The 25,441-nt window shown below is 73.1% G+C and carries 22 protein-coding genes; 7 read left to right on the forward strand and 15 right to left on the reverse strand.

The window, feature by feature from the left end; genetic code table 11:
• Positions 1 to 107 precede the first annotated feature (107 nt).
• From ACZ514_RS00625 to ACZ514_RS00655, 7 genes are all read right to left on the reverse strand, one after another.
• Complete coding sequence (locus tag ACZ514_RS00625; protein WP_388942684.1) at positions 108 to 1,313, reverse strand: acyl-CoA dehydrogenase family protein; 1,206 nt, start codon at positions 1,311 to 1,313, stop codon at positions 108 to 110.
• Between the two features lie 2 nt (positions 1,314 to 1,315).
• The gene (locus ACZ514_RS00630; RefSeq protein ID WP_388942681.1) at positions 1,316 to 1,828 is read right to left on the reverse strand and encodes a MaoC family dehydratase; all 513 of its coding nucleotides are present in this window, start codon (positions 1,826 to 1,828) and stop codon (positions 1,316 to 1,318) included.
• A 15-nt stretch (positions 1,829 to 1,843) separates the two neighbouring features.
• A complete protein-coding gene (locus ACZ514_RS00635) occupies positions 1,844 to 2,818 on the reverse strand; it encodes an HpcH/HpaI aldolase/citrate lyase family protein (protein WP_468172877.1) in 975 nt (324 codons plus the stop codon).
• Entirely contained in the window at positions 2,815 to 4,884 is a 2,070-nt protein-coding gene (locus ACZ514_RS00640) for a protein meaA (RefSeq protein WP_468172880.1), read from the reverse strand. The genes ACZ514_RS00635 and ACZ514_RS00640 overlap by 4 nt, the downstream gene beginning before the upstream one ends.
• A gap of 31 nt (positions 4,885 to 4,915) precedes the next feature.
• Complete coding sequence (gene ccrA, locus ACZ514_RS00645; protein ID WP_468172883.1) at positions 4,916 to 6,253, reverse strand: crotonyl-CoA carboxylase/reductase; 1,338 nt, start codon at positions 6,251 to 6,253, stop codon at positions 4,916 to 4,918.
• Positions 6,254 to 6,719: 466 nt separating this feature from the next.
• A complete protein-coding gene (locus ACZ514_RS00650) occupies positions 6,720 to 7,535 on the reverse strand; it encodes a TetR family transcriptional regulator (protein WP_468172886.1) in 816 nt (271 codons plus the stop codon).
• A gap of 166 nt (positions 7,536 to 7,701) precedes the next feature.
• Complete coding sequence (locus ACZ514_RS00655) at positions 7,702 to 9,504, reverse strand: 3-hydroxyacyl-CoA dehydrogenase family protein (protein WP_468172889.1); 1,803 nt, start codon at positions 9,502 to 9,504, stop codon at positions 7,702 to 7,704.
• Between the two features lie 384 nt (positions 9,505 to 9,888).
• Here ACZ514_RS00655 and ACZ514_RS00660 point away from each other — a divergent pair, with 384 nt between their 5' ends.
• Positions 9,889 to 10,458, forward strand: coding sequence for a HEAT repeat domain-containing protein (locus ACZ514_RS00660; protein ID WP_468172892.1), 570 nt, complete (start codon positions 9,889 to 9,891; stop codon positions 10,456 to 10,458).
• A 20-nt stretch (positions 10,459 to 10,478) separates the two neighbouring features.
• On the opposite strand, the gene ACZ514_RS00665 is transcribed toward ACZ514_RS00660, so the two are convergent.
• The 3 genes from ACZ514_RS00665 to ACZ514_RS00675 form a co-directional block, all read right to left on the reverse strand.
• Positions 10,479 to 10,925, reverse strand: a complete 447-nt coding sequence (locus ACZ514_RS00665) for a RidA family protein (protein ID WP_468172895.1) — start codon at positions 10,923 to 10,925, stop codon at positions 10,479 to 10,481.
• Between the two features lie 24 nt (positions 10,926 to 10,949).
• A complete protein-coding gene (locus ACZ514_RS00670; protein ID WP_468698186.1) occupies positions 10,950 to 12,533 on the reverse strand; it encodes an alpha/beta hydrolase in 1,584 nt (527 codons plus the stop codon).
• A gap of 134 nt (positions 12,534 to 12,667) precedes the next feature.
• Complete coding sequence (locus ACZ514_RS00675) at positions 12,668 to 13,702, reverse strand: Rv2578c family radical SAM protein (RefSeq protein WP_468172901.1); 1,035 nt, start codon at positions 13,700 to 13,702, stop codon at positions 12,668 to 12,670.
• 227 nt (positions 13,703 to 13,929) lie between these two features.
• Here ACZ514_RS00675 and ACZ514_RS00680 point away from each other — a divergent pair, with 227 nt between their 5' ends.
• From ACZ514_RS00680 to ACZ514_RS00695, 4 genes are all read left to right on the forward strand, one after another.
• Complete coding sequence (locus ACZ514_RS00680; protein WP_468172904.1) at positions 13,930 to 14,373, forward strand: SRPBCC family protein; 444 nt, start codon at positions 13,930 to 13,932, stop codon at positions 14,371 to 14,373.
• A gap of 200 nt (positions 14,374 to 14,573) precedes the next feature.
• Entirely contained in the window at positions 14,574 to 15,407 is an 834-nt protein-coding gene (locus tag ACZ514_RS00685; RefSeq protein ID WP_468698170.1) for a M55 family metallopeptidase, read from the forward strand.
• Position 15,408: 1 nt separating this feature from the next.
• The gene (locus ACZ514_RS00690; RefSeq protein ID WP_469124170.1) at positions 15,409 to 16,809 is read left to right on the forward strand and encodes a M20/M25/M40 family metallo-hydrolase; all 1,401 of its coding nucleotides are present in this window, start codon (positions 15,409 to 15,411) and stop codon (positions 16,807 to 16,809) included.
• Positions 16,810 to 16,819: 10 nt separating this feature from the next.
• Positions 16,820 to 18,823 (forward strand): prolyl oligopeptidase family serine peptidase, encoded by a 2,004-nt coding sequence (locus ACZ514_RS00695; protein WP_469123724.1) that lies wholly within the window; start codon positions 16,820 to 16,822, stop codon positions 18,821 to 18,823.
• Positions 18,824 to 18,901: 78 nt separating this feature from the next.
• Here ACZ514_RS00695 and ACZ514_RS00700 read toward each other — a convergent pair whose 3' ends face one another.
• Genes ACZ514_RS00700 through ACZ514_RS00715 form a run of 4 tightly spaced genes read right to left on the reverse strand, consistent with a single transcriptional unit; the run spans position 18,902 to position 21,753 of the window.
• The gene (locus ACZ514_RS00700) at positions 18,902 to 19,312 is read right to left on the reverse strand and encodes a hypothetical protein (RefSeq protein WP_469123725.1); all 411 of its coding nucleotides are present in this window, start codon (positions 19,310 to 19,312) and stop codon (positions 18,902 to 18,904) included.
• Complete coding sequence (locus tag ACZ514_RS00705; protein ID WP_469123726.1) at positions 19,305 to 20,165, reverse strand: heavy metal-binding domain-containing protein; 861 nt, start codon at positions 20,163 to 20,165, stop codon at positions 19,305 to 19,307. The genes ACZ514_RS00700 and ACZ514_RS00705 overlap by 8 nt, the downstream gene beginning before the upstream one ends.
• Position 20,166: 1 nt before the next feature.
• On the reverse strand, positions 20,167 to 21,003 hold the full coding sequence (locus tag ACZ514_RS00710) for a heavy metal-binding domain-containing protein (RefSeq protein WP_469123727.1): 837 nt from the start codon (positions 21,001 to 21,003) through the stop codon (positions 20,167 to 20,169).
• A 36-nt stretch (positions 21,004 to 21,039) separates the two neighbouring features.
• Positions 21,040 to 21,753, reverse strand: a complete 714-nt coding sequence (locus ACZ514_RS00715) for a hypothetical protein (protein WP_469123728.1) — start codon at positions 21,751 to 21,753, stop codon at positions 21,040 to 21,042.
• A 34-nt stretch (positions 21,754 to 21,787) separates the two neighbouring features.
• Here ACZ514_RS00715 and ACZ514_RS00720 point away from each other — a divergent pair, with 34 nt between their 5' ends.
• Both ACZ514_RS00720 and ACZ514_RS00725 read left to right on the forward strand, forming a co-directional pair.
• The gene (locus ACZ514_RS00720) at positions 21,788 to 22,378 is read left to right on the forward strand and encodes a GNAT family N-acetyltransferase (protein ID WP_469123729.1); all 591 of its coding nucleotides are present in this window, start codon (positions 21,788 to 21,790) and stop codon (positions 22,376 to 22,378) included.
• A gap of 65 nt (positions 22,379 to 22,443) precedes the next feature.
• On the forward strand, positions 22,444 to 24,420 hold the full coding sequence (locus ACZ514_RS00725; RefSeq protein ID WP_469123730.1) for a DUF5107 domain-containing protein: 1,977 nt from the start codon (positions 22,444 to 22,446) through the stop codon (positions 24,418 to 24,420).
• A gap of 36 nt (positions 24,421 to 24,456) precedes the next feature.
• Here the strand turns inward: ACZ514_RS00725 and ACZ514_RS00730 are convergent, their stop codons facing one another.
• The gene (locus ACZ514_RS00730) at positions 24,457 to 25,308 is read right to left on the reverse strand and encodes a methyltransferase domain-containing protein (RefSeq protein WP_468172928.1); all 852 of its coding nucleotides are present in this window, start codon (positions 25,306 to 25,308) and stop codon (positions 24,457 to 24,459) included.
• Between the last annotated feature and the right edge of the window lie 133 nt (positions 25,309 to 25,441).

Raw genomic sequence — 25,441 nt, forward strand, 5'->3', positions numbered from 1 at the left:
CGCGCAACAACTGGGCAAGCCAGAAGCCGAGTCGATGGCCGTCGGCCAGTGACTGCTGGTGACTCTTCTGCGGTGGATCATCGGATGATCCACCGCAAAAGGGACATTCAGCCCTGGAGTCGGTACTCCTCGAGCAGGCGTCGCCCGATGATCATTTTCTGGATCTCGGCGGTTCCTTCACCGATCAGGAGCATCGGTGCTTCGCGGTAGAGGCGCTCGATCTCGTACTCCTTCGAGAACCCGTACCCGCCGTGGATACGGAAGGCGTCCTCGACGACCTCCTTGCAGTACTCGGAGGCGAGGTACTTCGCCATCCCGGCTTCGAGGTCGTTTCGTTCCCCGGAGTCCTTTTTGCGTGCCGCGTTCACCATCATGGCATGGGCGGCCTCGACCTTGGTAGCCATCTCGGCCAGCTTGAACTGGATGGCCTGGTGCTCGGCGATCGCCTTGCCGAAAGTGTGACGTTGCTGGGCATACGAGACACCCAGCTCAAAAGCACGCTGAGCGACGCCGCAGCCACGGGCCGCCACGTTGACGCGGCCGACCTCGACGCCGTCCATCATTTGGTAAAACCCCCGGCCCGTCCGGCCTCCGAGGACCCGATTGGCCGGAATGCGCAGTCCGTCCATGATGAGCTCGGTCGTGTCGACGCCCTTGTAGCCCATCTTGTCGATCTTGCCCGGGATGGTCAGGCCCGGACGGACCTCCCCGAAGCCCGGCTCCTTCTCGACGAGGAACGTGGTCATCGACTTGTGGGGCGCCGTGCCCTCGGGGTGTCCTTCGTCACTCCGGACCAGAACGGCCACGAGGGTCGAGGAGCCGCCGTTCGTCAGCCACATCTTCTGGCCGTTCAGGACGTACTCGTCACCGTCCTTCACCGCCTTGGACGTGATGGCCGACACGTCCGAGCCCAGCCCCGGCTCCGACATCGAGAAGGCGCCGCGCACCTCGCCCAGCGCCATGCGCGGGAGGAAGTGGTCCTTCTGCTCCTGCGTGCCGTGCTGCTTGAGCATGTACGCCACGATGAAGTGGGTGTTGATGATGCCCGAGACGGACATCCAGCCCCGCGCTATCTCCTCGACGCACAGCGCGTAGGTGAGCAGCGACTCACCCAGGCCGCCGTACTCCTCGGGGATCATCAGGCCGAAGAGGCCGAGCTCCTTGAGGCCGTCGACGATCTGCTGCGGGTACTCGTCGCGGTGCTCCAGCTCGGTCGCGACCGGGATGATCTCCTTGTCGACGAACTCCCGGACGGTCTTGAGGATCTCCCGCTGGACGTCCGTGAGCCCGGCGGTCTGGGCGAGTCGTGCCATGGCTACTTCCCCTGTTCCTTCAGCTGAGGCCGGCCGGGCTGCTCGCCGCCGCGCGCCGTGATGTACGTCTCGGTCGGGACCATCACCTTGCGCCGGAAGACGCAGACGAGGGTGCCGTCCTGCTTGTAGCCCTTGGTCTCCACGTAGACGATGCCGCGGTCGTCCTTGGACTTCGACGGCGTCTTGTCCAGGACGGTGGTCTCGCCGTAGATCGTGTCGCCGTGGAAGGTCGGCGCCACGTGCCGCAGGGACTCGATCTCCAGGTTGGCGATGGCCTTCCCGGAGACGTCCGGCACGGACATGCCGAGCAGCAGCGAGTAGACGTAGTTGCCCACGACCACGTTCTTGCCGAAGTCGGTCGTGTTCTCCGCGTAGTTGCTGTCCATGTGGAGCGGGTGGTGGTTCATGGTCAGCAGACAGAAGAGGTGGTCGTCGTACTCCGTGACCGTCTTCCCGGGCCAGTGCTTGTAGACCGCCCCGACCTCGAACTCCTCGTACGTGCGTCCGAACTGCATGGGATCAGGGCCCTTCTAGTTGGCGGGGATCTCGAACTTGCTGGTGCGCTGCATGCCCGCGGCGCGGCCCTTGCCGGCGATGACGAGGGCCATCTTGCGGCTGGCCTCGTCGATCATCTCGTCACCGAGCATGGCGGAGCCCTTCTTGCCGCCCGCCTCGGAGGTGCACCAGTCGTACGCGTCGAGGATCAGCTCGGCGTGGTCGTAGTCCTCCTGGGAGGGGGAGAAGACCTCGTTGGCCGCGTCGACCTGGCCCGGGTGCAGCACCCACTTGCCGTCGAAACCGAGGGCCGCGGCGCGCCCGGCGACCTCGCGGTAGGCGTCCACGTCGCGGATCTGGAGGAAGGGGCCGTCGATGGCCTGGAGGTCGTGCGTACGGGCCGCCATCAGGATCCGCATCAGGATGTAGTGGTAGGCGTCCGCCGGGTAGCCGGGCGGCTGCATGCCCACGACCAGGGACTTCATGTTGATCGAGGCCATGAAGTCGGCCGGGCCGAAGATGATCGTCTCCAGGCGCGGGGAGGCACCGGCGATCGCGTCGACGTTCACCAGGCCCTTGGCGTTCTCGATCTGCGCCTCGATGCCGATCTTGCCGACCTCGAAGCCCATGGTCTTCTCGATCTGCGTCAGCAGCAGGTCCAGGGCGACGACCTGCTGGGCGTCCTGCACCTTGGGCAGCATGATGCAGTCGAGGTTCTGGCCGGCGCCCTCGACGACGGTGATGACGTCGCGGTACGTCCAGTGGGTGGTCCAGTCGTTGACGCGGACCACGCGGGTCTTGCCGGTCCAGTCGCCGTTGTTCAGCGCGTCCACGATCGTGTGGCGGGCGCCTTCCTTGGCGAGCGGGGCGCAGGCGTCCTCCAGGTCGAGGAAGACCTGGTCGGCCGGCAGGCCCTGGGCCTTCTCCAGGAACCGCGGGTTCGAGCCCGGGACCGCGAGGCAGGAGCGGCGCGGACGCAGCCGGTTCACGGGGGAGAGGGGCGTGGTCATGCGGGGACCTCCGTGCTTTCAGCGATGGTGAGGGGGTGGAGCTTGTTGGCCTTGCGGATCTCGTCGACGATACGTCCGATGATCTCCGTGATGCCGAAGTCCTTGGGGGTGAACACGGCGGCCACCCCGGCGGCCTTCAGCGTGACGGCGTCGGCGTTCGGAATGATGCCCCCGACGATGACCGGGATGTCGCCCGCCCCCGCCGCGCGCAGGCGTTCCAGGACGTCCGGGACGAGCGCGCTGTGCGAACCGGACAGGATGGACAGTCCCACGCAGTGCACGTCCTCGGCCAGCGCCGCCGAGGAGATCTCCTCGGGGGTCAGCCTGATGCCCTGGTAGACCACCTCGAAGCCGGCGTCGCGGGCCCGCACGGCGATCTGCTCGGCGCCGTTGGAGTGCCCGTCCAGGCCGGGCTTGCCGACCAGCAGGCGCAGCCGGCCGGAGCCCAGCTCGTCCGCCGTCCGGGAGACCTTCTCGCGGACCAGGGCCAGCGGCGTGCCCTCCTCGGCGGTGACCGCGACGGGCGCCGAGGAGACCCCGGTCGGGGCGCGGAACTCGCCGAAGACCTCCCGCAGGGCACCGGCCCACTCGCCGGTGGTGACACCGGCGCGGGCGCACTCCAGGGTGGCCTCCATCAGGTTCTCGGTCCCGGCGGCGGCCTCCTTCAGCCGGTCCAGGGCCTGCCCGGCGGTCGGGAAGACGAACGGGTCGCCGCCGCCCTGCCGGTCGGAGGACTCCTGGCGCTCGGCCCGCCAGCGCACGATGCGCTCGACGGTGAGCGCTTCCACCGCGGGGTCGACGGTCATGATGGCGCCGTCGAGGTCGGCGGTGAGCGGGTTCTCCTCGGTCTGCTGGAAGCAGTTCACGCCGACGATCTTGTCCTGGCCCGCCTCGATCCGGGCACGGCGCTCGGCGTGCGAGGAGACCAGCTGCGACTTCAGGTACCCGGACTCCACGGCGGCCATCGCGCCGCCCATCTCCTGGATCCGGTCGATCTCGGCCAGGCAGTCGGCGACCAGGGAGTCGACTTTGGCCTCGATGACGTGGGATCCGGCGAAGATGTCGTCGTACTCCAGCAGGTCGCTCTCGTGGGCCAGGACCTGCTGGATGCGCAGCGACCACTGCTGGTCCCAGGGCCGGGGCAGGCCCAGCGCCTCGTTCCAGGCGGGCAGCTGCACCGCGCGCGCCCGGGCGTCCTTCGAGAGGGTGACCGCGAGCATCTCCAGCACGATCCGCTGGACGTTGTTCTCGGGCTGCGCCTCGGTCAGGCCGAGGGAGTTCACCTGGACGCCGTAGCGGAAGCGGCGCTGCTTGGCGTCCGCGATGCCGTAGCGCTCCTTGGTGACCTTGTCCCAGATGCGGCCGAAGGCGCGCATCTTGCACATCTCCTCGATGAAGCGGACGCCCGCGTTCACGAAGAAGGAGATGCGCGCGACCACCTCGCCGAAGCGCTCCTCGGGCACCTGGCCGGAGTCGCGCACCGAGTCGAGCACGGCGATCGCGGTGGACATCGCGTACGAGATCTCCTGGACCGGGGTGGCCCCCGCCTCCTGGAGGTGGTACGAGCAGATGTTGATCGGGTTCCACTTCGGGATGTGGTTGACCGTGTACGCGATCATGTCCGTCGTCAGGCGGAGCGAGGGCCCGGGCGGGAAGACGTGCGTCCCGCGCGAGAGGTACTCCTTGACGATGTCGTTCTGGGTGGTGCCCTGGAGCTGGGAGATGTCCGCGCCCTGCTCCTCGGCGGCCACCTGGTAGAGCGCCAGCAGCCACATGGCCGTGGCGTTGATCGTCATCGAGGTGTTCATCTGCTCCAGGGGTATGTCCTGGAACAGCCGCCGCATGTCGCCCAGGTGGGAGACCGGGACCCCGACCCGGCCCACCTCGCCGCGGGCGAGGATGTGGTCGGGGTCGTAGCCGGTCTGCGTCGGGAGGTCGAACGCGACCGACAGGCCGGTCTGGCCCTTGGCGAGGTTGCGGCGGTACAGCTCGTTGGACGCCTCGGCCGTGGAGTGGCCGGCGTACGTCCGCATGAGCCACGGACGGTCCTTCTGGCGCTCTGTCATCTCAGGCGATCCTTATGGCCTCTGAGCGGACTCAGACGTTGCGGAAGCGGTTGATGGCGTCGAGGTGCTCGGCCCGCATCTCGTGGTCGCGGACGCCGAGGCCCTCCTCGGGGGCGAGCGCGAGGACGCCGACCTTGCCCTGGTGGAGGTTGCGGTGGACGTCGTAGGCCGCCTGGCCGGTCTCCTCCAGGGAGTAGACCTTGGACAGGGTGGGGTGGATCTTGCCCTTGGCGATGAGGCGGTTGGCCTCCCACGCCTCGCGGTAGTTGGCGAAGTGCGAGCCGATGATGCGCTTGAGGGACATCCACAGGTAGCGGTTGTCGTACTCGTGCATGTAGCCCGAGGTGGAGGCGCAGGTGGTGATCGTGCCGCCCTTGCGGGTGACGTAGACCGAGGCGCCGAAGGTCTCGCGGCCCGGGTGCTCGAAGACGATGTCGATGTCCTCGCCGCCGGTCAGCTCGCGGATCTTCGACCCGAAGCGCTTCCACTCGCGCGGGTCCTGGGTCCGCTCGTCCTTCCAGAACCGGTAGCCCTCGGCGTTGCGGTCGATGACGGCGGTGGCGCCCATCTTGCGGCAGATCTCCGCCTTCTCCGGGGAGGAGACGACGCAGATCGGGTTGGCGCCGCCGGCCAGCGCGAACTGGGTGGCGTACGAGCCGAGGCCGCCGCTGGCGCCCCAGATCAGGACGTTGTCGCCCTGCTTCATCCCGGCGCCGTTGCGGGAGACCAGCTGGCGGTACGCGGTCGAGTTGACCAGGCCGGGTGAGGCCGCCTCCTCCCAGCTGAGGTGGCCCGGCTTCGGCATCAGCTGGTTCGACTTGACCAGGGCGATCTCGGCGAGGCCGCCGAAGTTGGTCTCGAAGCCCCAGATCCGCTGCTCGGGGTCGAGCATCGTGTCGTTGTGGCCGTCGGAGGACTCCAGCTCGACCGACAGGCAGTGCGCGACGACCTCGTCGCCCGGCTTCCAGGAGTTGACGCCGGGGCCGGTGCGCAGCACGACGCCCGCCAGGTCGGAGCCGATGACGTGGTACGGGAGGTCGTGGCGCTTGGTGAGCTCCGACAGGCGGCCGTAGCGCTCGAGGAAGCTGAAGGTGGACACCGGCTCGAAGATCGAGGTCCACACCGAGTTGTAGTTGACCGAGGAGGCCATGACGGCGACCAGGGCCTCGCCCGGACCGAGCTCCGGAACCGGGACCTGGTCCAGGTGCAGGGACTTGCGCGGGTCCTTCTCGCGGGTGGTGAGCCCCGCGAACATCTCCGCCTCGTCCTTGTGCACGGTGACCGCGCGGTACGAGTCGGGGAGCGGCAGCGCGGCGAAGTCTGCGGCGGTGGCGGACTGCGACTGAATCGCGTCCAGGATGTCCTTCACGGTATTGCCTCCTGAGGGTCTCCCCGGCCGGAGTTTGGGGGAGGGCGCTGATGAGGGTGCGCTGAGGGGATACGCGGGTGCGCGGGGTACGTGTGTGACGGGTGGTGCGGGTGCCGTCGGTCCTGGTCCCCGGCCGAGGACCGGGGGAGGAGCTGTGGTGCTGGCGCGCCTGTGGTGGGGCGGGCGGGGGCCTGGTGACGCAGGCATCCGGGGCGCGTTCCTTGCCGAGTGGGCGCGGGCCGCGGGGACATCCGGACGGAACTCAACGTATGGCACCCCGTGTCACTCGGCAAGGCACTGCGTGCCAAAAATTTCTCTCACTTGCCGATTGACCTGCGCAGATGAGCGATGATCGATCAGAGTTACCGGCGAGTAGGGGCAACTCGGACAAACGAAAACGGCCGCCCCCGGAACGGGAGCGGCCGCTGTGACGAGGGTCGCCCGGTGGTGTTCCGGGGACGACCGCCTACTTGTTCTTGAGCGCCTCTTCGATGGTCCGCATGACCTCGTCGAGAGGAGCGTCCGTACGCGCCACCGCGACGAGCACCTCACCCTCCGTGCGCACCGCCGCACTCGGCACCCCGCCACCCGCGCCCGGCGTGCGGCCGGCGCCGATCCCGGAGCCGAAGGTCTTGCGCACGATCGCGAAGGCGTGGTCCAGCTGCGCCTCCACGTCCCCCTGGCCCCCCGCCCGCAGCCAGCGCCGCAGCACGTGGTTGTGGGCGGTCACCACCGCGGAGGCGGCCACCTCGGCCAGCAGCGGGTCGTCGTTGCCGTCGTGGTGGTCGGTCTCGTCGAAGTGGGCCAGCAGATAGCGGGTGAAGAGCCGCTCGTAGCGGGCCACCGAGGCGATCTCCCGCTCCCGCAGCGCCGGCACCTCGCGGGTCAGCCGGTAGCGCTCCACCGACACCGCCGGCGAGGCGGCGTACATCTTCATGACTTCCTTGATCCCCCGGCACACCGTGTCGAGCGGGTGCTCGTGCGCCGGGGCCACGTCCAGAACGGCCTCGGCACGGGTCAGGGTGTCGTCGTGGTCCGGGAAGATCGCCTCTTCCTTCGAGCGGAAGTGCCGGAAGAAGGTCCGGCGCGCCACCCCGGCGGTCGCGGCGATCTCGTCGACCGTCGTGGCCTCGTACCCCTTGGTCGCGAAGAGCTCCATGGCCGCGGCCGCGAGCTCGCGCCGCATCTTGAGCCGCTGGGCGGCCGCCCGGGTGCCGGCGGCGCTCTCCTGGGAGTCGCCGGCCGAGGCGGCGCGGGGTGAGGTCTTGGCGGGCTGGGACATAGAGCGAAAGTACTTCATCCGCGCAGGCGCGCGCGCCGGAGGGGGGTGAGAGGGGGGTGGATGCGGGGGAGGGCCCGCACTGGGCTCGGGAGGGTGTGTCCGCCGTGAGGGTCCGGCGGACCCGAGCAGCCCTCCCCACGCATCCTGCTCAGGGCCCGGCCGGGGGTTACCGGCGGGCGTACTCACGGAATCCGCGGCCGGTCTTCCGGCCCAGGCAGCCCGCCGCCACCAGGTGCTCCAGCAGCGGGGACGGCGCCAGGCCCGGGTCGCGGAACTCCTGGTGGAGGACCTTCTCGATGGCGAGCGACACGTCCAGGCCGACGACGTCGAGGAGCTCGAAGGGCCCCATCGGGTAGCCGCCGCCCAGCTTCATCGCGGCGTCGATGTCGTCGATCCCCGCATAGTGCTGCTCGACCATCTTGATGGCGTTGTTCAAGTACGGGAACAGCAGCGCGTTCACGATGAAGCCGGCCCGGTCCCCGCAGTCCACCGGGTGCTTGCGCACCTTGGCGCAGACCTCCCGGACGGTGGCGTGCACGTCGTCGGCGGTCAGGACGGTCCGGACCACCTCGACCAGCTTCATGGCCGGCGCCGGGTTGAAGAAGTGCATGCCGATCACGTCCTGCGGACGCGAGGTGGCCCGCGCGACGGCGATCACCGGCAGGGAGGAGGTGGTGGTGGCCAGCACCGCACCCGGCTTGCAGACCTTGTCCAGGCCCGCGAAGAGCTGCTGCTTGACCTCCAGGTCCTCGGCGACCGCCTCGACCGCCAGGTCCACGTCGGCGAAGGCCTCCAGCGAACCGGCCGGGGTGATCCGCTCCAGCGTCCGCGCCGCGGCCTCCTCGGTCAGGCGGCCCCTGGACACCGCACGGTCCAGGGACTTCCCGATCGCGGCCTTGGCGGCCCCGGCCTTCTCCTCGCTGCGGGCGGCCAGCACCACGTCGTAGCCGGCCTGGGCGAAGACCTGGGCGATACCGCTCGCCATGGTCCCGGAGCCCGCGACGCCGACCGAGGAGACCGCACGGCCCGCGCCGAGCAGGGACCCGTCCAGCGGGGTCTGCAGGTCGCGGACGACCACCGGGCTGCCCGGAGCCTCGTACGTGTAGAAGCCGCGCCCGGCCTTCTGCCCGGTCAGGCCCGCCTCGACGAGCTGGCCCAGGATCGGCGCCGGGGCGTGCAGCCGGTCACCGGAGGAGGCGTACATGGCCTCCAGCACGGTGCGCGCGGTGTCGACGCCGACCAGGTCGAGCAGGGCGAGCGGGCCCATCGGCAGACCGCAGCCCAGCTTCATCGCCGCGTCGATGTCCTCGCGGGAGGCGTACTTGGCCTCGTACATCGCGGCGGCCTGGTTGAGGTAGCCGAAGAGCAGGCCGTCGGCGACGAAGCCCGGCCGGTCGCCGACCGCGACGGGCTGCTTGCCGAGCTCCAGCGCCAGCCCGGTGACGGCCTCCACGGCCGTCGGCGCGGTCAGCACGCTGGAGACGACCTCGACGAGCTTCATCGCCGGGGCCGGGTTGAAGAAGTGCATGCCGAGCACCCGCTCGGGGCGCAGGGACTCGGCGGCCAGCCGGGTCACCGACAGCGCGTTGGTGCCGGTGGCCAGCACGGCGTCGGGCCGGACGATCGCGTCGAGCTCGCCGATCACCCGGCGCTTGAGGTCGTAGTCCTCCGGGACCACCTCGATGACGAGGTCGGCCTCGGCGGCGGCCCCGAGGTCCGTGAAGGTGCGGAAGCGGGCCAGGACCGCCTCGCGCTCCTCCTCGGTGAGCTTCTGCTTGGCCACCGAGCGCGCCGTGGCGGCCGCGAGGGAGGCGGCCGCGCGGCGGGTGGCGGCCTCGCTGACGTCGATGCCGACGACCTCGCGGCCGGCCCGGGCGAGGACCTCGGCGATGCCGGTGCCCATCGTGCCGAGGCCGACGACGGCGACGGTGCGGAGGGATGACTGACTGGACGTGGACGGAAGGTCCATCGCGGGACTCCAGTGGAAGAGGGTGACGACTGGGGAGCGCGCGGCGCACAGCGCGCGCGGATGCCGTACGGAAAAGCCGTGCGGAGCACGCCCGGCGATGCGCCCGGGAGAGGGAGAGAGGGCGCGGCGGGCGGAACGGCGGAACCCTGTCCCGGGGTCCAGCCGTGGCTGTGGAACGGACGAGCGGACGAACCGACTGGTACGGGGCGGCTGCGTCACCAGGCCGGCTCCGTACGTGTGCAGTGACATTAACCCGGTGGTAACTGGTCCGCCAGAGCGCGGAGATGTGACCTGTACCGCCCAAATGTACCGATCATCGATCATCGATCAACGAGGTGGCCGGAAGGCCGCCTGCGGGGGCGCGCGTACCCCTAGGGTGGCGGCGTGAACGACGTCCTGGAACGCCTGCGGGCGGAGGCCGGCGGATCGGCGGCGTACGCGCACCTGTGCGCGGCCGGCCCGGACGCGCTGGCCGCCTCCCTGACCTCCGCCGGACTGCCCCTGTGGGCCCGCGAACTGGCCGCCTACCGGCTGGGGATGGGAGGCGACCGGCGGGCCTTCGAGCCCCTGGTCCTGCTCCTCAACCACCGGGACCCGGCCCGCTGCGCCGCCGCCGCGCAGGCACTCGGAGTCCTCGGGGACCCGCGCACCGCCCGCGCGGCGGCCGCCCTGGCGACGAACTCCCTGCGCACGGCCTACGCCCTGCACCCCGTCCGGCTGCTGACCGCGCTGCGGGCGCCGGAGTCGGCCCCGGCCCTGATCAAGACCCTGTCGCGGCTGCTCGCCCCGCACGACCCGTACTGGCGGGTGGCCCTGGCCTGCGTCGAGGGCCTGGGCGTCCTCGCCGACGCCCGGGCCCGCGACGTCCTGGTCCGCGCCCAGGCCCACCCCCGGCTCGCCCTGGCGGCGACGGACGCCCTGAACCGGCTGACGGTCCGGCACCCGGACGCGTAGCCCGCGCGGGAAGGGGCGGCCTACCCGGCCGACGGCACCACGGCGAAGGCCTCGACCTCCAGCAGCAGCTCCGGGCGGAACAGGGCCGCGACCTGGACCGCCGAGGAGGCCGGCAGCCGGTCCGGGGCGATGACCTCGTCCCGGGCCGCGCGGACCGCCGGGAGGTGGGCCACGTCCGTGACGAAGTACGTCAGCTTCACCACGTCGTCGAAGCCCGCCCCGGCCGCCGCCAGGCACCGCCGCAGGTTCTCGAACACCTGCCGGGCCTGCGCGGCCGGGTCGCCCTCACCGACCACCTCGCCCTTCTCGTCGAAGGCGCACTGCCCCGAGACGGCCACGAACCGCCCGGTGCCCCAGACGACGTGGCTGTACCCGGTGCCGGGGCTGACGCCCTCCGGCGCGGCGACACGGGTGAGGTGGCTGCTGCCGCTGGTACCACTGTTGCTGCTCTGCTCGAACGAGGTCATGCGGACGATCTTGCCCGCCAGGTGTCAGCCGCGGAAGCCCAGCAGGCCGTGGAGGGCCGCACCGCCCGCCGAGGCCGGTACCGCGCGCGTCGCCGCGGTCGGCTTCGGGGCCGCGGGCGCCGGGCAGGTCGCGTCCGCCGCCCGGCCCGTCCTCAGGTACGCCGCCAGCTTCTCGTCGAGGCACTTGTTGCCGCTCAGGGCGATGCCGTGGTTGCCGCCGCCCTCCTCCACCACCAGCGCCGAGCCCGCCAGCTTCTCCCGCATGCTCACCGCGCCGCCGTAGGGGGTGGCCGCGTCCTCCGTCGCCTGGAACAGCAGCGCCTGGGGCAGCTCGGTGTTGGTCACGTCCGTCGCCTGGAGGGGCTGCGCGGGCCAGAACGCGCACGGCGCGTTGTACCAGGCGTTGTTCCAGGTCATGAAGGGCGCCTTCGCGTGCGTGCGCCACATGTCGGCCCGCCAGCGGTTCCAGTCCCTCGGCCAGGCCGAGTCCCGGCACTGCACCGCCGTGTACACGCTGTAGCTGTTGCCCGCCGCCGGATCCACCGCGCCCAGCCGCTCGTACGCCGTCACCAGCGGCTTGGCGTCCCGCTTCCCCGCGTACGCCGCGAAGGCCTCGGCCAGGGACGGCCAGTAGCCGTTGTAGTAGGCGCCCGGCATGTACGTGTCCTCCAGCTCGGCCGGGCCCACCTTCCCGCCCGCCGGGGCGGCGCGCAGCGCGTCGCGCATCTCGTACCAGCGGGCCTCGACCCGGGCCGGGTCGGTGCCCAGGTGGTACGTGGAGTCGTACTGGGCGACCCAGGCCAGGAACGCCTTGTGGCGCGCGTCGAAGGCCAGGTCCTGCGCGAGGTTGTCCTCGTACCACACGCCGCCCGGGTCGACCACGGAGTCCAGCACCAGCCGGTGCACCCGCTCCGGGTGCAGCTTGGCGTACACGGCGCCCAGGTAGGTGCCGTAGGAGTAGCCGAAGTAACTGAGCTTCGCCGCGCCCAGGGCGGTGCGCAGCACCTCGAGGTCGCGGGCCGCGGAGACGGTGCCGACGTGCGGGAGCACGTCCGCGTGCTTCTCCTGGCAGGACACCGCGAAGGAACGCACCCGCACCAGGTTGGCCCGCTCGGTCGCCCCGTCCCTGGGCACGGAGTCCGGCCGTACCGGGGTGAAGTGGCCGGGCCCGCAGTCCAGGGCGGGCTCGCTCTTGCCCACGCCCCGCGGGTCGAAGCCGATCACGTCGTACTGGGCGGCGACGTCCTTGGGCAGGGCGGAGGCGACGAACCCCGCCAGGGCGCGGCCGCTGCCCCCCGGGCCGCCGGGGTTCACCAGGAGCGGCCCCTGGGAGGTGGCGGCGGTGTGCGGGACGCGGGTCAGGGCCAGGGTGATCTGCCGTCCGGCGGGCTGCCCGTGGTCGAGCGGGACCTTGAGGGAGGCGCACTGCAGGGTCGGGTAGCGGGGGGTCGAGCAGCCGGTCCAGTGGAGCCCGGCGGCGGCCGGGGCGGGCGCGGCGGCGGGCGCGGCGGCGGTGACGGGGGTCGCGAGGGCGGCGGCGACGGTGGAGATCGCGAGCAGGACGGCGGCGCGCTTCTTCGCGGGGCGCAGCTTCGAGGGGTGGAGCATGGGGCCTCCCAGCCGAGGGTTCTGGGCGGAATCGTCCCGGAAACCCTGGCGGGAAGACGGGATTGGGCCGCTCATTGGCCCGATGTGATGACCCGTCGGGAGGCGTCCGGGTCACGGCGCGGCGCGCGGCGCGCTCACATCAGCGTCAGCTGCGTCGGTCCGGCGGGGGCCGGGCCGTCCGTCCGCTCCCGCGCGGCGGCGGCCCGTGCCGGCCCGCTCCGGGCGGGGCCGATGCCGAATTCGGCGGCGAACTCGTGGACTTGGCGGGTGATCCGGCGCTGGTACCAGGTGGGCGCGTAGGACCCGCCCGCGTACATCCGTTCGTACCGTCCGGTCAGGTGCGGGTGGTGCCGGCCGAGCCAGGCCGTGAACCACTCGCGTGCTCCGGGCCGCAGATGGAGTACCAGGGGTGTCACGGACGTCGCCCCGGACGCGGCGATGGCCCGGACGGTCGCCCGCAGCTGCTCGGGGGAGTCGCCGAGGAAGGGGATCACCGGCGCCATCAGCACCCCGCACTCCAGGCCGGCGTCGGTCAGGGCCCGTACGGCGGCCAGCCGGGCGGCGGGGGAGGGGGTGCCGGGCTCCACGGTCCGCCACAGGCCGGTGTCGGTGAACCCGACCGAGACGCAGACGCCGACCTCGGTGACCTCGGCGGCCCGCCGCAGCAGGGGGAGGTCGCGCAGGATCAGCGTCCCCTTGGTGAGGACGGAGAAGGGGTTGGCGCGCTCGCGCAGCGCCCCGATGATCCCGGGCATCAGCCGGTAGCGGCCCTCGGCGCGCTGGTAGCAGTCGACGTTGGTGCCCATGGCGACGTGCGCGCCGGTCCAGCGCGGCGCGGCCAGCTCGCGGCGCAGCAGCTCGGGGGCGTTGACCTTGACGACGATCTGGGAGTCGAAGCCGGTCCCGGTGTCCAGGTCGAGGTAGCCGTGGGTCTTGCGGGCGAAACAGTAGACGCAGGCGTGACTGCAGCCGCGGTAGGGGTTGACCGTCCATTCGAACGGCATCCGCGAGGCGCCGGGCACCCGGTTGAGGACCGAGCGCGCCCGCACCTCGTGGAAGGTGATCCCGCGGAACTCGGGGGTGTCGAAGGTGCGGGTGACGACGGAGCCGGCCCCGAACAGGGCCGCCGGACCGCTGCCCGGTGCCCCGGTCAGATTCTCCCAGCGCATGGATGCCTCCTCGGTGACGGGATCCCGAGAATAGAACAAACGTTCCCATGATCGTGCGCGAGCCTCCACCCGGCCGGAGCCCGGGCGGAGGCCGGCCGGGATCCCGGCCCGGAGCCCGGCCGGCGCCCCGTACGGCCGGGCGGGGCGCCGCCCCCCGGATTTGGGCGGCCGCCCCGGAGGTGGTTGGCTTGCCGCGACGCACGATCCCAACTGCTGGAGGAACAGGTATGGCGCAGGTCGAGGCCACCACGGAGCGCATCATCGAGGCCGACGCGGACACCGTGTTCGACGCGCTGGCCGACTACACCGGCACCCGGGGCAAGCTGCTCCCCGAGCACTTCAGCGAGTACGAGGTGCGCGAGGGCGGCGACGGCGAGGGCACCCTCGTCCACTGGAAGCTCCAGGCCACCAGCAAGCGCGTCCGGGACTGCCTGCTCGAGGTCACCGAGCCCACCGACGGCCAGCTCGTGGAGAAGGACCGCAACTCCTCCATGGTCACCACCTGGACCGTCACCCCCGCCGGCGAGGGCCGCTCCCGGGCCGTCGTCAGCACCGTGTGGAACGGCGCCGGCGGCATCGGCGGCTTCTTCGAGCGCACCTTCGCCCCCAAGGGCCTCGGCCGCATCTACGACACCGTGCTCGACAACCTCGCCAGGGAAGTCAAGGGCTGACCGGCGGGGCCCGGCGCGCGCCGGGGGCCCACGACGGCACGACCCCCGGGGACGGCTCACCGGTTCGGGTGGAATTCCCGCCCGCCGTGAGCCGCCCCCGAACCGGCGCGCACCCGCGCCCGGCCCGGGCGTGGCCCGGGGCCCGCGGGGCTCCGGGGGGCTAGGGTGGGGCTCCGCGACCCGACCCGCCGGGGGGCCCGTTGAAGATCCTCGTCTCCGCCGACATGGAAGGCGCCACGGGCGTCACCTGGCCCGCCGACGTGCTGCCCGGGACCCCCCAATGGGAGCGCTGCCGGGGCATGTTCACCTCCGACGTCAACGCCGCCGTACTCGGCTTCCACGACGGCGGCGCCGACCGGGTCCTCGTCAACGAGGCCCACTGGACCATGCGCAACCTCCTCCTGGAGAAGCTCGACGCCCGCGCCGAGATGATCACCGGCCGCCACAAGTCCCTCTCCATGGTCGAGGGGGTCCAGCACGGAGACGTCGACGGCATCGCCTTCGTCGGCTACCACACCGGCGCCGGCAGCGAAGGGGTCCTCGCGCACACCTACCTCGCCAACTCCATCACCGGCGTCTGGCTGAACGGCCTGCGCGCGAGCGAGGGCGTCCTCAACGCCCACGTCGTCGCCGAGTACGGGGTTCCCGTCATCCTGGTCACCGGCGACGACCTCACCTGCGCCGACGCCGCCGGGTACGCCCCGGACGCCCGTACCGTCGCCGTGAAGGACCACGTCTCGCGCTACGCGGCCGTCTGCCGCACCCCGGCCCGCACCGCCGCGGACATCCGCGCCGCCGCCGCCGAGGCGGTCAAGCTCGCGGTCCGGCACGAGCCGGTGCGCGGCGGCCCGTTCGCGGTGGAGGTCGAGTTCGACGCCGAGCACCTGTCGATGGCCGCGACCGTCGTCCCCGGCGTCGAGCGCTGCGCGGAGCGCAGGGTCGCGTACACCAGCGCGACGATGTACGAGGGGATCCGGACCTTCAAAGCGGTCACGACGGTCGTCTCGGCGGCCGTGGAGGAGCAGTATGGCTGACATGCAGCGGGTGGAAGGCGCCCCCCGGGAGGCCGCCCACGGGGAACACGGAGGAACGGCACCCCGGGACGGCGGCCCCGGCGATGGCCTCGACGCCGCCGCCCTCGACGAGGTGGTCGAGTTCACCTCCGGCCTGATCCGGATCGACACGAGCAACCGCGGCGGCGGCGACTGCCGCGAGCGGCCCGCCGCCGAGTACGCCGCCGAACGCCTCGCCGGGGCCGGACTGGAACCCGTGCTGCTGGAACGCACCCCGGGCCGCACCAACGTGGTGGCCCGGATCGAGGGCACCGACCCCTCCGCGCCCGCCCTCCTCGTCCACGGACACCTGGACGTGGTCCCCGCCGAGGCAGCCGACTGGAGCGTCGGCCCCTTCTCCGGAGAGGTCCGCGACGGGGTGGTCTGGGGCCGCGGGGCCGTCGACATGAAGAACATGGACGCGATGGTGCTGGCCGTCGTACGCGCCTGGGCGCGCCGGGGGGTGAGGCCCCGCCGGGACGTCGTGATCGCCTTCACCGCCGACGAGGAGGACAGCGCGGTCGACGGGTCCGGCTACCTCGCCGACGAGCACCCGCACCTCTTCGAAGGCTGTACGGAGGGCCTCAGCGAGTCCGGGGCCTTCACCGTGCACCCCCGGCCCGGCCAGGCCCTCTACCCGATCGCCGCGGGTGAACGCGGCACCGCCTGGCTCAAGCTGACCGCCCACGGCACCGCCGGACACGGCTCCAAGCCCAACCGGGACAACGCCGTCAGCCGGCTCGCCGCCGCCGTGGCCCGCATCGGCGCCCACGACTGGCCGGTCCGCCTCACCGACACCGTCACCGCCTGCATCAGCGGACTCGCCGCCCTCCAGGGCCTCACCGTCGACCCGCGCGCCCCGGGCACCGACCTCGACGGCCTCCTCGGCAAGCTCGGCCCGGCCGCCGCCCTGGTCGCGCCGGCCCTCCGCAACAGCTCCAACCCCACGATGTTCAGCGCCGGTTACAAGATCAACGTCATCCCGGGCCACGCCACCGCGTACGTCGACGGACGCACGGTGCCCGGCGGCGAGGCGGAGTTCACCGCCACCCTCGACGAACTCACCGGCCCCGGCGTGCACTGGGAGTACGAGCACCGCGAGGTGGCCCTCCAGGCCCCGGTCGACGGACGGACGTACGCGGTCCTGCGCGAGTCCGTCGAACACTTCGACCCCGACGGGCACGTGGTCCCCTTCTGCATGGCCGGTGGCACCGACGCCAAGCAGTTCTCCCGGCTCGGCATCACCGGATACGGCTACTCCCCGCTCAAGCTGCCGCCGGGCTTCGACTACTGGTCCCTCTTCCACGGCGTGGACGAACGGGTCCCCGTCGACGCCCTGCGCTTCGGGGTCCGCGTCCTCGACCGCGCGCTGCGGGCCCTGTGAGGGGGCCCCGGTGAGGGCGGCGGCCGGCGTCGCGGGCCCCTACGGCAGCTGGCCCTCCCCGATCGACGCCGCGCACGCCGCCGCGCACGACGGCCGGCCCGAGTACGTGGGCACCGTGGGGGCCGAGGTGTGGTGGACCGAGCCCCGCCCCGCGGAGGGCGGCCGCCGCACCCTGGTGCGCCGGCCCGCCGGCGGCGCGGCCCCCCGGTCGGTGCTGCCCGCGCCGTGGAACGTGCGCAGCCGCCTCACCGAGTACGGCGGCCTGCCCTGGGCGGGCACCGAACGCGTCGGCGGCGGCCCGCTGGTGGTGTTCGTCCACCACGCCGACCAGCGGCTGTACGCGTACGAACCCGACGCGCCCGGCACCCCCCGGCCGCGCCCGCTCACCCCCGTCTCGGAGACCGGCGGCGGCCTGCGCTGGGCCGACCCGGTGCTGCGCGGCGACGAGGTCTGGTGCGTGCTGGAGGAGTTCACCGGCCCCGGGCCCGCCGACGTACGGCGGGTGGCGGCCGCCGTCCCGCTGGACGGCTCCGCCGCCGGGGACCGGGCCGCCGTACGCGAACTCACCGACGACCGGCACCGCTTCCGCACCGGGCCGAAGCTCTCCCCCGACGGGCGCGGAGCGGCCTGGCTGGTGTGGGACCACCCCCGGATGCCCTGGGACGGCACGGAACTCCAGCTGGCCCGGGTACGCCCCGACGGAACGCTCGGCACGCCCCGTACCGTACTGGGCGGACCGGCCGAGGCCGTGGCCCAGGTGGCGTGGGCGGCCGACGGGACCCTGCTCGCGGTGAGCGACCGCAGCGGCTGGTGGAACCCGTACCGGGTGGACCCCGGCAGCGGGGAGGCCGTCAACCTGTGCCCCCGCGAGGAGGAGTTCGGCGGCCCGCTGTGGAAGCCGGGGCTCAGCTGGCTGGCCCCGCTGCCCGAAGGGCCGGTGGCCGTGCTGCACGGGCTGGGCGCCCCCGTGCTCGGCGTCCTCGACCCCGACACCGGCGACCTGGTCGACGCGGCCGGGCCCTGGACGGCCTGGCAGCCGTCCCTCGCCGTCAGCGGCACCCGCGTCTACGGGGTCGCCGCCAGCCCGCGCAGCGCCTACGAGGTCGTCGAGCTGGACACCGCCACCGGCCACGCCCGGGTCGTCGGAGCCCCGGCCTCCGACCCGGTGGACCCGGCGTACTACCCCGAGCCGCAGACCCGCGCCTTCCCCGGCCCCGGCGGCCGGGAGATCCACGCCCACGTCTACCCGCCGCACCACCCCTTCCTGCGGCCGCCCGCCGACGAACTGCCCCCGTACGTGGTGTGGGCGCACGGCGGACCCACCGACCACGTGCCGCCCGTGCTCGACCTGCACATCGCCTACTTCACCTCACGCGGGATCGGCGTCGTCGAGGTCAACTACGGAGGGTCCACCGGCTACGGACGCGCCTACCGCGAGCGGCTGCGCGAACAGTGGGGCGTGGTGGACGTGGAGGACTGCGCGGCGGTGGCGCGGGCCCTGGCCGCCGAGGGCACCGCCGATCCCGCCCGGCTCGCGATCCGCGGCGGCAGCGCGGGCGGCTGGACGGCGGCGGCCTCCCTGGCCGCCACCGACCTGTACGCCTGCGCGGCGGTCATCTACCCGGTGCTCGACCTGCGCGGCTTCGCCGCCGAGACCCACGACCTGGAGTCCCACTACACCGACGGCCTGGCGGGACCGCCGGGCACTTTGGCGGTGCGCTGCCGGGAACGCTCCCCGGTGGCCCGCGCCGACCGCATCGCCGCCCCCTTCGTCCTGCTCCAGGGGCTGGACGACCCCGTCTGCCCGCCCGCGCAGGCCGAACGGCTGCTCGCCGCCCTCCGCGGCCGCGAGCCGGCGGTCCCGCACGCTTACCTCACCTTCGAGGGCGAGGGCCACGGCTTCCGCCGCGCGGACACCATGGTGCGGGCCCTGGAGGCGGAGCTGTCGCTGTACGCCCAGGTCTTCGGCATCGAACGCGATGACGTGCCCCGGCTGGAGCTGCGTACGGAGTGAGCGGCCCGCGGAACACCTGGGGCGTCTGTTCCGGATCTTGCCGGTGAGCGCGGGTCGGGCAAGATCCGGAAAAGACGGCTAGGACAGGAACCGTTCGAGGGCCTCCCGGGCGCGGGCGTTCGAGGCCGCGGCGTCCGCCAGGGCCCCGGCCAGGGCGCCGATCCACTCGTCCAGGCCCACCCGGCGCCGCGAGAGGACGATCCCCCGCACCTCGTGGCAGACCTCGCCGATGGTCCGGCCCCGGTCCGTCCGCAGGGACAGCCGCTGCTCCCCGAGCACGACGTCCAGTCCCTCGACCGGCCCCTCCCGCCCCACCAGCCGCCGCGCCACGGAACGCCTGCGCCGGACCCGGACCGCGCCGGGCGGCAGCGCGTCGGCGAGGCTCGCCGACAGCACGCCGGCATGGAGTTCCAGGTCGGCGCTGTCCCGGCGCAGTGCCGCGGCCAGCAGTCCCACGTCCACCGGGGCCGCCCCCGTGTCGTCAGTCATCGAGGCCCAGCACCATGGTCGGCCGGTCGATGACGTGGTCCTCGCGCAGCGGCCGCACCGCGGTCCCGACGGCGAGGAACTCGGTGGTGTGCGACCCCCAGCCGCGCTCGTGCTGCTCCAGCCGCACCGCCACGATCCCCTCGGCACCCAGGGCCTTCCCCTCCGCCCGCATCCGGCCCATCGCCAGCTCGCGGGCCTCGTAGAGGGCCTGGGTGAACGGCTCGATCTCGACGTTGCGACCCGTGTTGCCCAGCGCCTGCACGAAGCCCTGGTGCGCCACGTGGTAGACGCAGCAACCCATGACCAGGTCCAGCGGGGCGTACCCGGCGCGGACCAGCGTCCAGAACTCCTGGCCGGAGAGGTCCGAGGTGAACGGCTTGCCCTTGTTGTTGAGCCAGGTCCCGGCCGGCCCCGGGTCGGCGCCCGCCGCCTTGACGGCCGTGCCCACCGCGATGAACTCGGCGAGGTCCGAACCGAATTCCTTGAACTCGATGTCCAGCCGGACGCCGACGACCCCGTCCGCCCCCAGCGCGCCGGCCTCGGCCTCCATCCGGCTCATCGCGAGCTCGCGGGCGTCGTACATGGCCTGGGACAGCTTGGTCAGCTCCTGGTTCTTCGACCAGCGGCCGACCTGGAAGCCGACGTGGTAGACGGAGCAGCCGAAGACCAGGCCGAGGGGGCGGAAGCCGGCCTCCCGCACCAGCAGGAACTCGTTCACCGTCAGGTCCGAGGTGAACACGGGGCCGCTGTCGTCGTCCGGCCGGAGCTGCGCCAGGCGCCGCATCGCGTCCTCGGACAGGTCCCGCCCGTCCGGTATCCGTTCCGTTCCTCCGGTGGTGTTCTGCCCTGTCATGTCAGTGCTCGCGCTCCAGTCTCATGATGGTCAGCGGCTCTGCCGCGGCGGGCCGCCGGGACCGGCCGAACCGGGTGATGGACGTGCCGACGCATACGGCTTCCGCGATGACGTCCCGTGCGCTCCCGCTCTGGGAGCCCAGGCACTCGGTCCTCCGCAGCCGGAGGCGGACCTCGTCCACGACGATCCCGTCGCCGGCGCCGTGCTTGCGGGCGTCGAGGGCGAGGCGGGCACGGGCGTCCTGGCGGACGTGGCCGATCAGCCGGGTGTAGCCGTCGACCTCCTGATTCCCCACGAACCGGCGGCCGGCCGGCCGGGAGCCGCGCCAGTCGTCGTGCCGGATCGCGAGTGAAACGCCGAACGCGAGGCCGGTGGGGACCCAGCCGCCGTGCAGCAGCCGGGCGAGGTCCTGTCCGCCGAGGTGCGAGGTGAAGGGGTGCTGCGGGCGGACGCGGGAGCGCGCCCGGACGGCGGTGCCGATGACGGTGAACTCCGTCGCGTCGTCGCGGTGTTCGCGTGACACCAGCCGTACCGCGACGATGCCGTCGCCGCCCAGCGCGCGGCATTCGGCCACCGCGCGCCGCAGCGCCAGCCTGCGCGCCGCGTGGACGGCCCTCGTCAGCGGCGCCATGGAGGGGCTCCACGGCGAGGACGGCCCCGAGGGGCCGCTGGTCGCCGTCCACGCCCCGGGGCATCCCCAGGCACCGGTGTCGCCCAGGTGGAACACGGCCGTGCCCATCACCTGCCCGACCGGCTCGAACCCGACGCCGGAGACCGCGGCGAACTCCCGGGCCGACAGGGTCGAGTCCCAGGTGCCATCGGCCTGTTGGTACGTCATCGCCCGGAAGCGTATACGAGGGGCGATCAGAGACGCCTAAGCGGTGTGCAGCCACACGCGCAGCGGGCCGAGCGGGGTGAACCCGGCGCGTACGGCCGTGCCGAGGTCCTCGCCGTGCTCGTAGCCCACCACCGGCAGTTCCGGCCAGTGGCGGGCGGCCGCGTCGAGGGCGGCCGCCCAGACGGCGCCGGTGTCCGCGTCGTCGTGGGCGAACGCGTTGGAGACACCGACGGCCCCGCCGCCGGTGCTGACGACGGCCCCGGCGGTGATCCGGGTCCCGTCACGGCCCGCGAGGAAGACGAGGCCCTCCCGCAGCAGGCCCTCGTGGAACAGGCCCGTGCTCCCCTCGCCGTCCCAGGCGGCCTCCCAGGCCGCCAGCTCCGCCGGGCTCGCCACCTCGTCCCACTCCAGCCGGCCGCCCCGCGCCGCCCCGGGAACGGCGGCGCCCGCCGGGCGGTGGATCCACTGCGCCTCGAACAGCACCTCGAAGCCGGCCGGGGCCAGGTCCACCGAGGCGAAGCTGTCCTTCACCGAACAGCCGGGGGCGGCCGTGTCGATCCCGGCGACCACCTCGGCGGCCGTGACGTCCGGGGCGAGGGTGACGGCGTCGGGGTACAGCGGAGGGGTACGCCTCGGGCTGCACCAGAGCGAGCCGCGGAAGTGGCCGGAGCGGGAAACGGCCGCGCACCACTCGGCGTTGTTGCGGGCGGCCGCGCGCAGCAGCTCGCCGGTGCTCGGGAGGATGATCACACCGGGATGCTGTCACAGTGCTTAACCTGGGGCGATGCCTCATTCCACCGAGTACGTCCGCACGGGCCGGCGCGTCGGCCTGCGGCCGCTGTCGCCCGCCGACGGCCCCGAGTTCACGGCCCGGGTCCGGGAGAGCCGCGCCCTGCACCGGCCCTGGCTGTTCCCGCCGCTGACCCCCGAGGAGTACGGGCCCTACGCGGCCCGGCTGACCGGCGACGACGGGAGCCGGGCCGGGTTCCTCGTCTGCGAGCTCGCCACCGGGGCCGCCGCCGGTTTCGTCAACGTCAACAACATCGTCCGCGGCGCCTTCCAGTGCGGGGCGCTCGGCTACGGGGCCTTCGCGCACGCCGCGGGGCGCGGGATGTTCGGCGAGGGCTTCGACCTGCTGCTGGCGCACGCCTTCGCCGAGCAGGGGGCCGGTCTCGGCCTGCACCGGCTGGAGGCGAACATCCAGCCGGGCAACGACGCGTCCCTCGCCCTGGTCCGGGGCCGGGGCTTCCGCCTGGAGGGCCTCTCCCCCGAGTTCCTCTACGTCGACGGCGCCTGGCGCGACCACGAACGCTGGGCGCTGACCGCCCCGGGCACCGGCCACCGCGACGACCCGGCCGCGCGGGCCTTTGCGTAATCCTGACCGGTGGTGATGTGCGGAACCCCTGTGCACGAGGCCGCACCCGCGTGTTCCATTCCCCCATGGCCACCACAGTCCGACGTGCCCAGCTGACCCTCCCCGCCGCCCCCTTGGGCCCCGACAACCCGCTCCCCGCGCTGCGCGCCCCCGACGGGGTGCACGAACTGGACGAGCGTTCGCGCGACGGGCTGCCGCGCGACATGGCGCGCCAGATCGGCTACGAACCGCTGCGCTCCCTGCTGCCCGTCCGGCTCCGCGACGGGTACGGGCGGCGGCGCGCGGAGCGGGAGTTCGAGGCGGTCGTCATCGAGAACGGGCGGCTGCGGGTGACCGTCCTGCCCGGTCTCGGCGGCCGGATCCACTCCCTCGTCCACCTCCCCACCGGGCGCGAACTCCTCTACCGCAACCCGGTGTTCCAGCCCGCCCACTTCGCGCTCAACGGAGCCTGGTACTCCGGCGGCGTCGAATGGAACATCGGCGCCACCGGACACACCGCACTGTCCTGTGCCCCGCTGCACGCCGCGCTCGTGCCGGCGCCCGACGGGGGCGTGATGGTGCGGCTGTGGGAGTGGGAGCGGCTGCGCGACCTGCCCTTCCAGGTGGACCTGTGGCTGCCGGCGGACTCGGACTTCCTGTACGTCGGCGTCCGCGTGCGCAACCCGCACGAACGGCCCGCCCCCCTCTACTGGTGGTCGAACACCGCCGTCCCCGAGGACGCCGGAACCCGCGTCCTGGCCCCCGCCGAGGAGGCCTGGCACTTCGGCTACGAGCGCACGCTGCACCGCGTCCCCGTGCCGCACTGGCAGGACGCCGACCGTACGTACCCGCTGAACAGCACCTACCCCGCCGACTTCTTCTACGAGGTCCTGGCCGAGGACGCGGACCGTCCCTGGATCGCCTCCCTCGACGCCGACGGGCACGGCCTGGTGCAGGCCTCCACCGGACGCCTGCGCGGGCGCAAGCTGTTCGTGTGGGGCGCGGGACCGGGCGGCCGGCGCTGGCAGGAGTGGCTGACGGAGCCCGGCACGGGCGGCTACGCCGAGATCCAGGCCGGGCTGGCACGGACCCAGCTGGAACACGTACGGCTGGAGGCCGGCGCGGAGGTCAGCTGGCTGGAGGCGTACGGGCCGCTGTCGGCGGAGCCCTCGGCGGTGCACGGCGCCGACTGGACGGCGGCGCGCGGGGCGGCGTCCGCGGCGCTCGACGCCGTCCTGCCGGCCGGGGCCCTGGACGCGGCGTACAAGGCGTGGCGCGGGCAGGCCGACACCGAACCGGGGGAGCGGCTGGCGGACGGCTCGGGCTGGGGCGCGCTGGAGGTGCTGTGCGGGGGCCTGGACCTGCCCGGCACCCCCTTCCCGGAGTCCACCTTGGAGGAGGAGCAGCAGCCCTGGCTGGAGCTGTGGCGCACCGGAGTCCTCCCGGCGCCCCGCGCGGCCGCCCCGCCCGGCACCTGCCTCGTGGCCCCGCACTGGCGCGACATGCTGGAGACCGCCCCGGCGGACCCGCTGACCGAGTACCACCTCGGGGTGGCCCAGTGGCACGCCGGCGACGTGGCCCAGGCGGTACGCAGCTGGGAGCGCGGGCTGGCGCAGGCGCCCTCGCGCTGGCCGCTGCTGCGCTGTCTGGCGGCGGCCGACGCCCTGGCCGGGAACGCGGAGCGGGCCGCCGACCGCTACGCGGCGGCCTTCGAGGGCCTGGCGGGGGAGAGCCGGGGCGGCGACAGCTGGACGGCCGCCGAGGCCGCGCTGGGACGGGAGGCCATGACCGCCCTGCTCGGCGCCGGACGCCTCGCGGAGGCGCGGGCCGTCTGGGACCGGCTGCGCCCGTCGCTGCGCGAGCAGGGCCGCTTCCGGCTGCTGGCCGCCCGGCTCCTGGCGGCCGAGGGTCACGTGGGCGCGGCCCGGCGCGTCTTCGAGGAGGGCTTCGAGATCGCCGACCTGCGGGAGGGCGAGGAGACCCTGTCCGAGGTGTGGGCCGCCCTGACGGACCGGCCGCTGCCCCCGGAGTACGACTTCCGGATGCGCCCGCCGCGAGCATGACCGCCGGGCGGCCGGGCGGCCGGACGGGTCAGGCGGTCAGGCGCGGCACAGCAGTTCGCCGTGCAGGACCGAGAACCAGGCGTCCGGGGCCGCACCCCAGGTGTGCCAGGCTCCCGCGGCGGCCGCCAGGGCCTCCGGGGTGGCGTGGCCGCCGTCCGTGGCGGTGGCCGCGTACGAGGAGGCGGTGGTGCGGTCCGCCCACAGGGAGGACCACCAGGCGACCTCCTCCGGCGTCGCGTAGCACCAGGCCGTCGCCGACGCCCGTACGTCGGTGAACCCGGCCGCCCGCGCCCAGGACAGCAGCCTGCGCCCGGCGTCCGGTTCGCCGCCGTTGGCCCGGGCGACCCGCCGGTACAGGTCCAGCCACTCCGCCAGGCCCGGGGTCGCCGGGTACCAGGTCATCGCCGCGTAGTCGGCGTCCCGCACCGCGACGATCCCGCCCGGCCGGCACACCCGGCGCATCTCGCGCAGGGCCCGCACGGGATCGCCGACGTGCTGGAGCACCTGGTGGGCGTGGACCACGTCGAAGGAGCCGTCGGGGAACTCCAGCGCGTGCACGTCCGCCGTGGCGAAGTCCACCGCCCCGGACAGCCCCCGCTCCGCCGCGTGGGCGCTCGCCCGGTCCAGCACGCCGGCCGCCGCGTCGACCCCGGTGACGTGGCCGCCCGGCGCGACCAGCTCCGCCAGGTCCGCCGTGATGGTGCCCGGGCCGCAGCCCACGTCCAGCACGCGCATGCCCGGGCGCAGTTCGCCGATCAGGTACGCGGCCGAGTTGGCGGCGGTGCGCCAGCGGTGCGAACGCAGGACCGACTCGTGGTGGCCGTGGGTGTAGACGGCCGTCTCGTGGGGTGCGCGGGCTGTGTGCCCGTCGTGGGCGGCGGTGCTCATGGCTCACTCCTCGTCGTCGTGGCGGATCGATGGGGCGTGGTGATCACCGTAGGGGATCGGCCCGTAATTTGAGATGTGCGTTTTGACATGTGGACACCACGGGTGTGGCGCAAGGGGATTGGCCGGGTCGGTG

This window comes from Streptomyces sp. NPDC034086 (assembly GCF_055575515.1).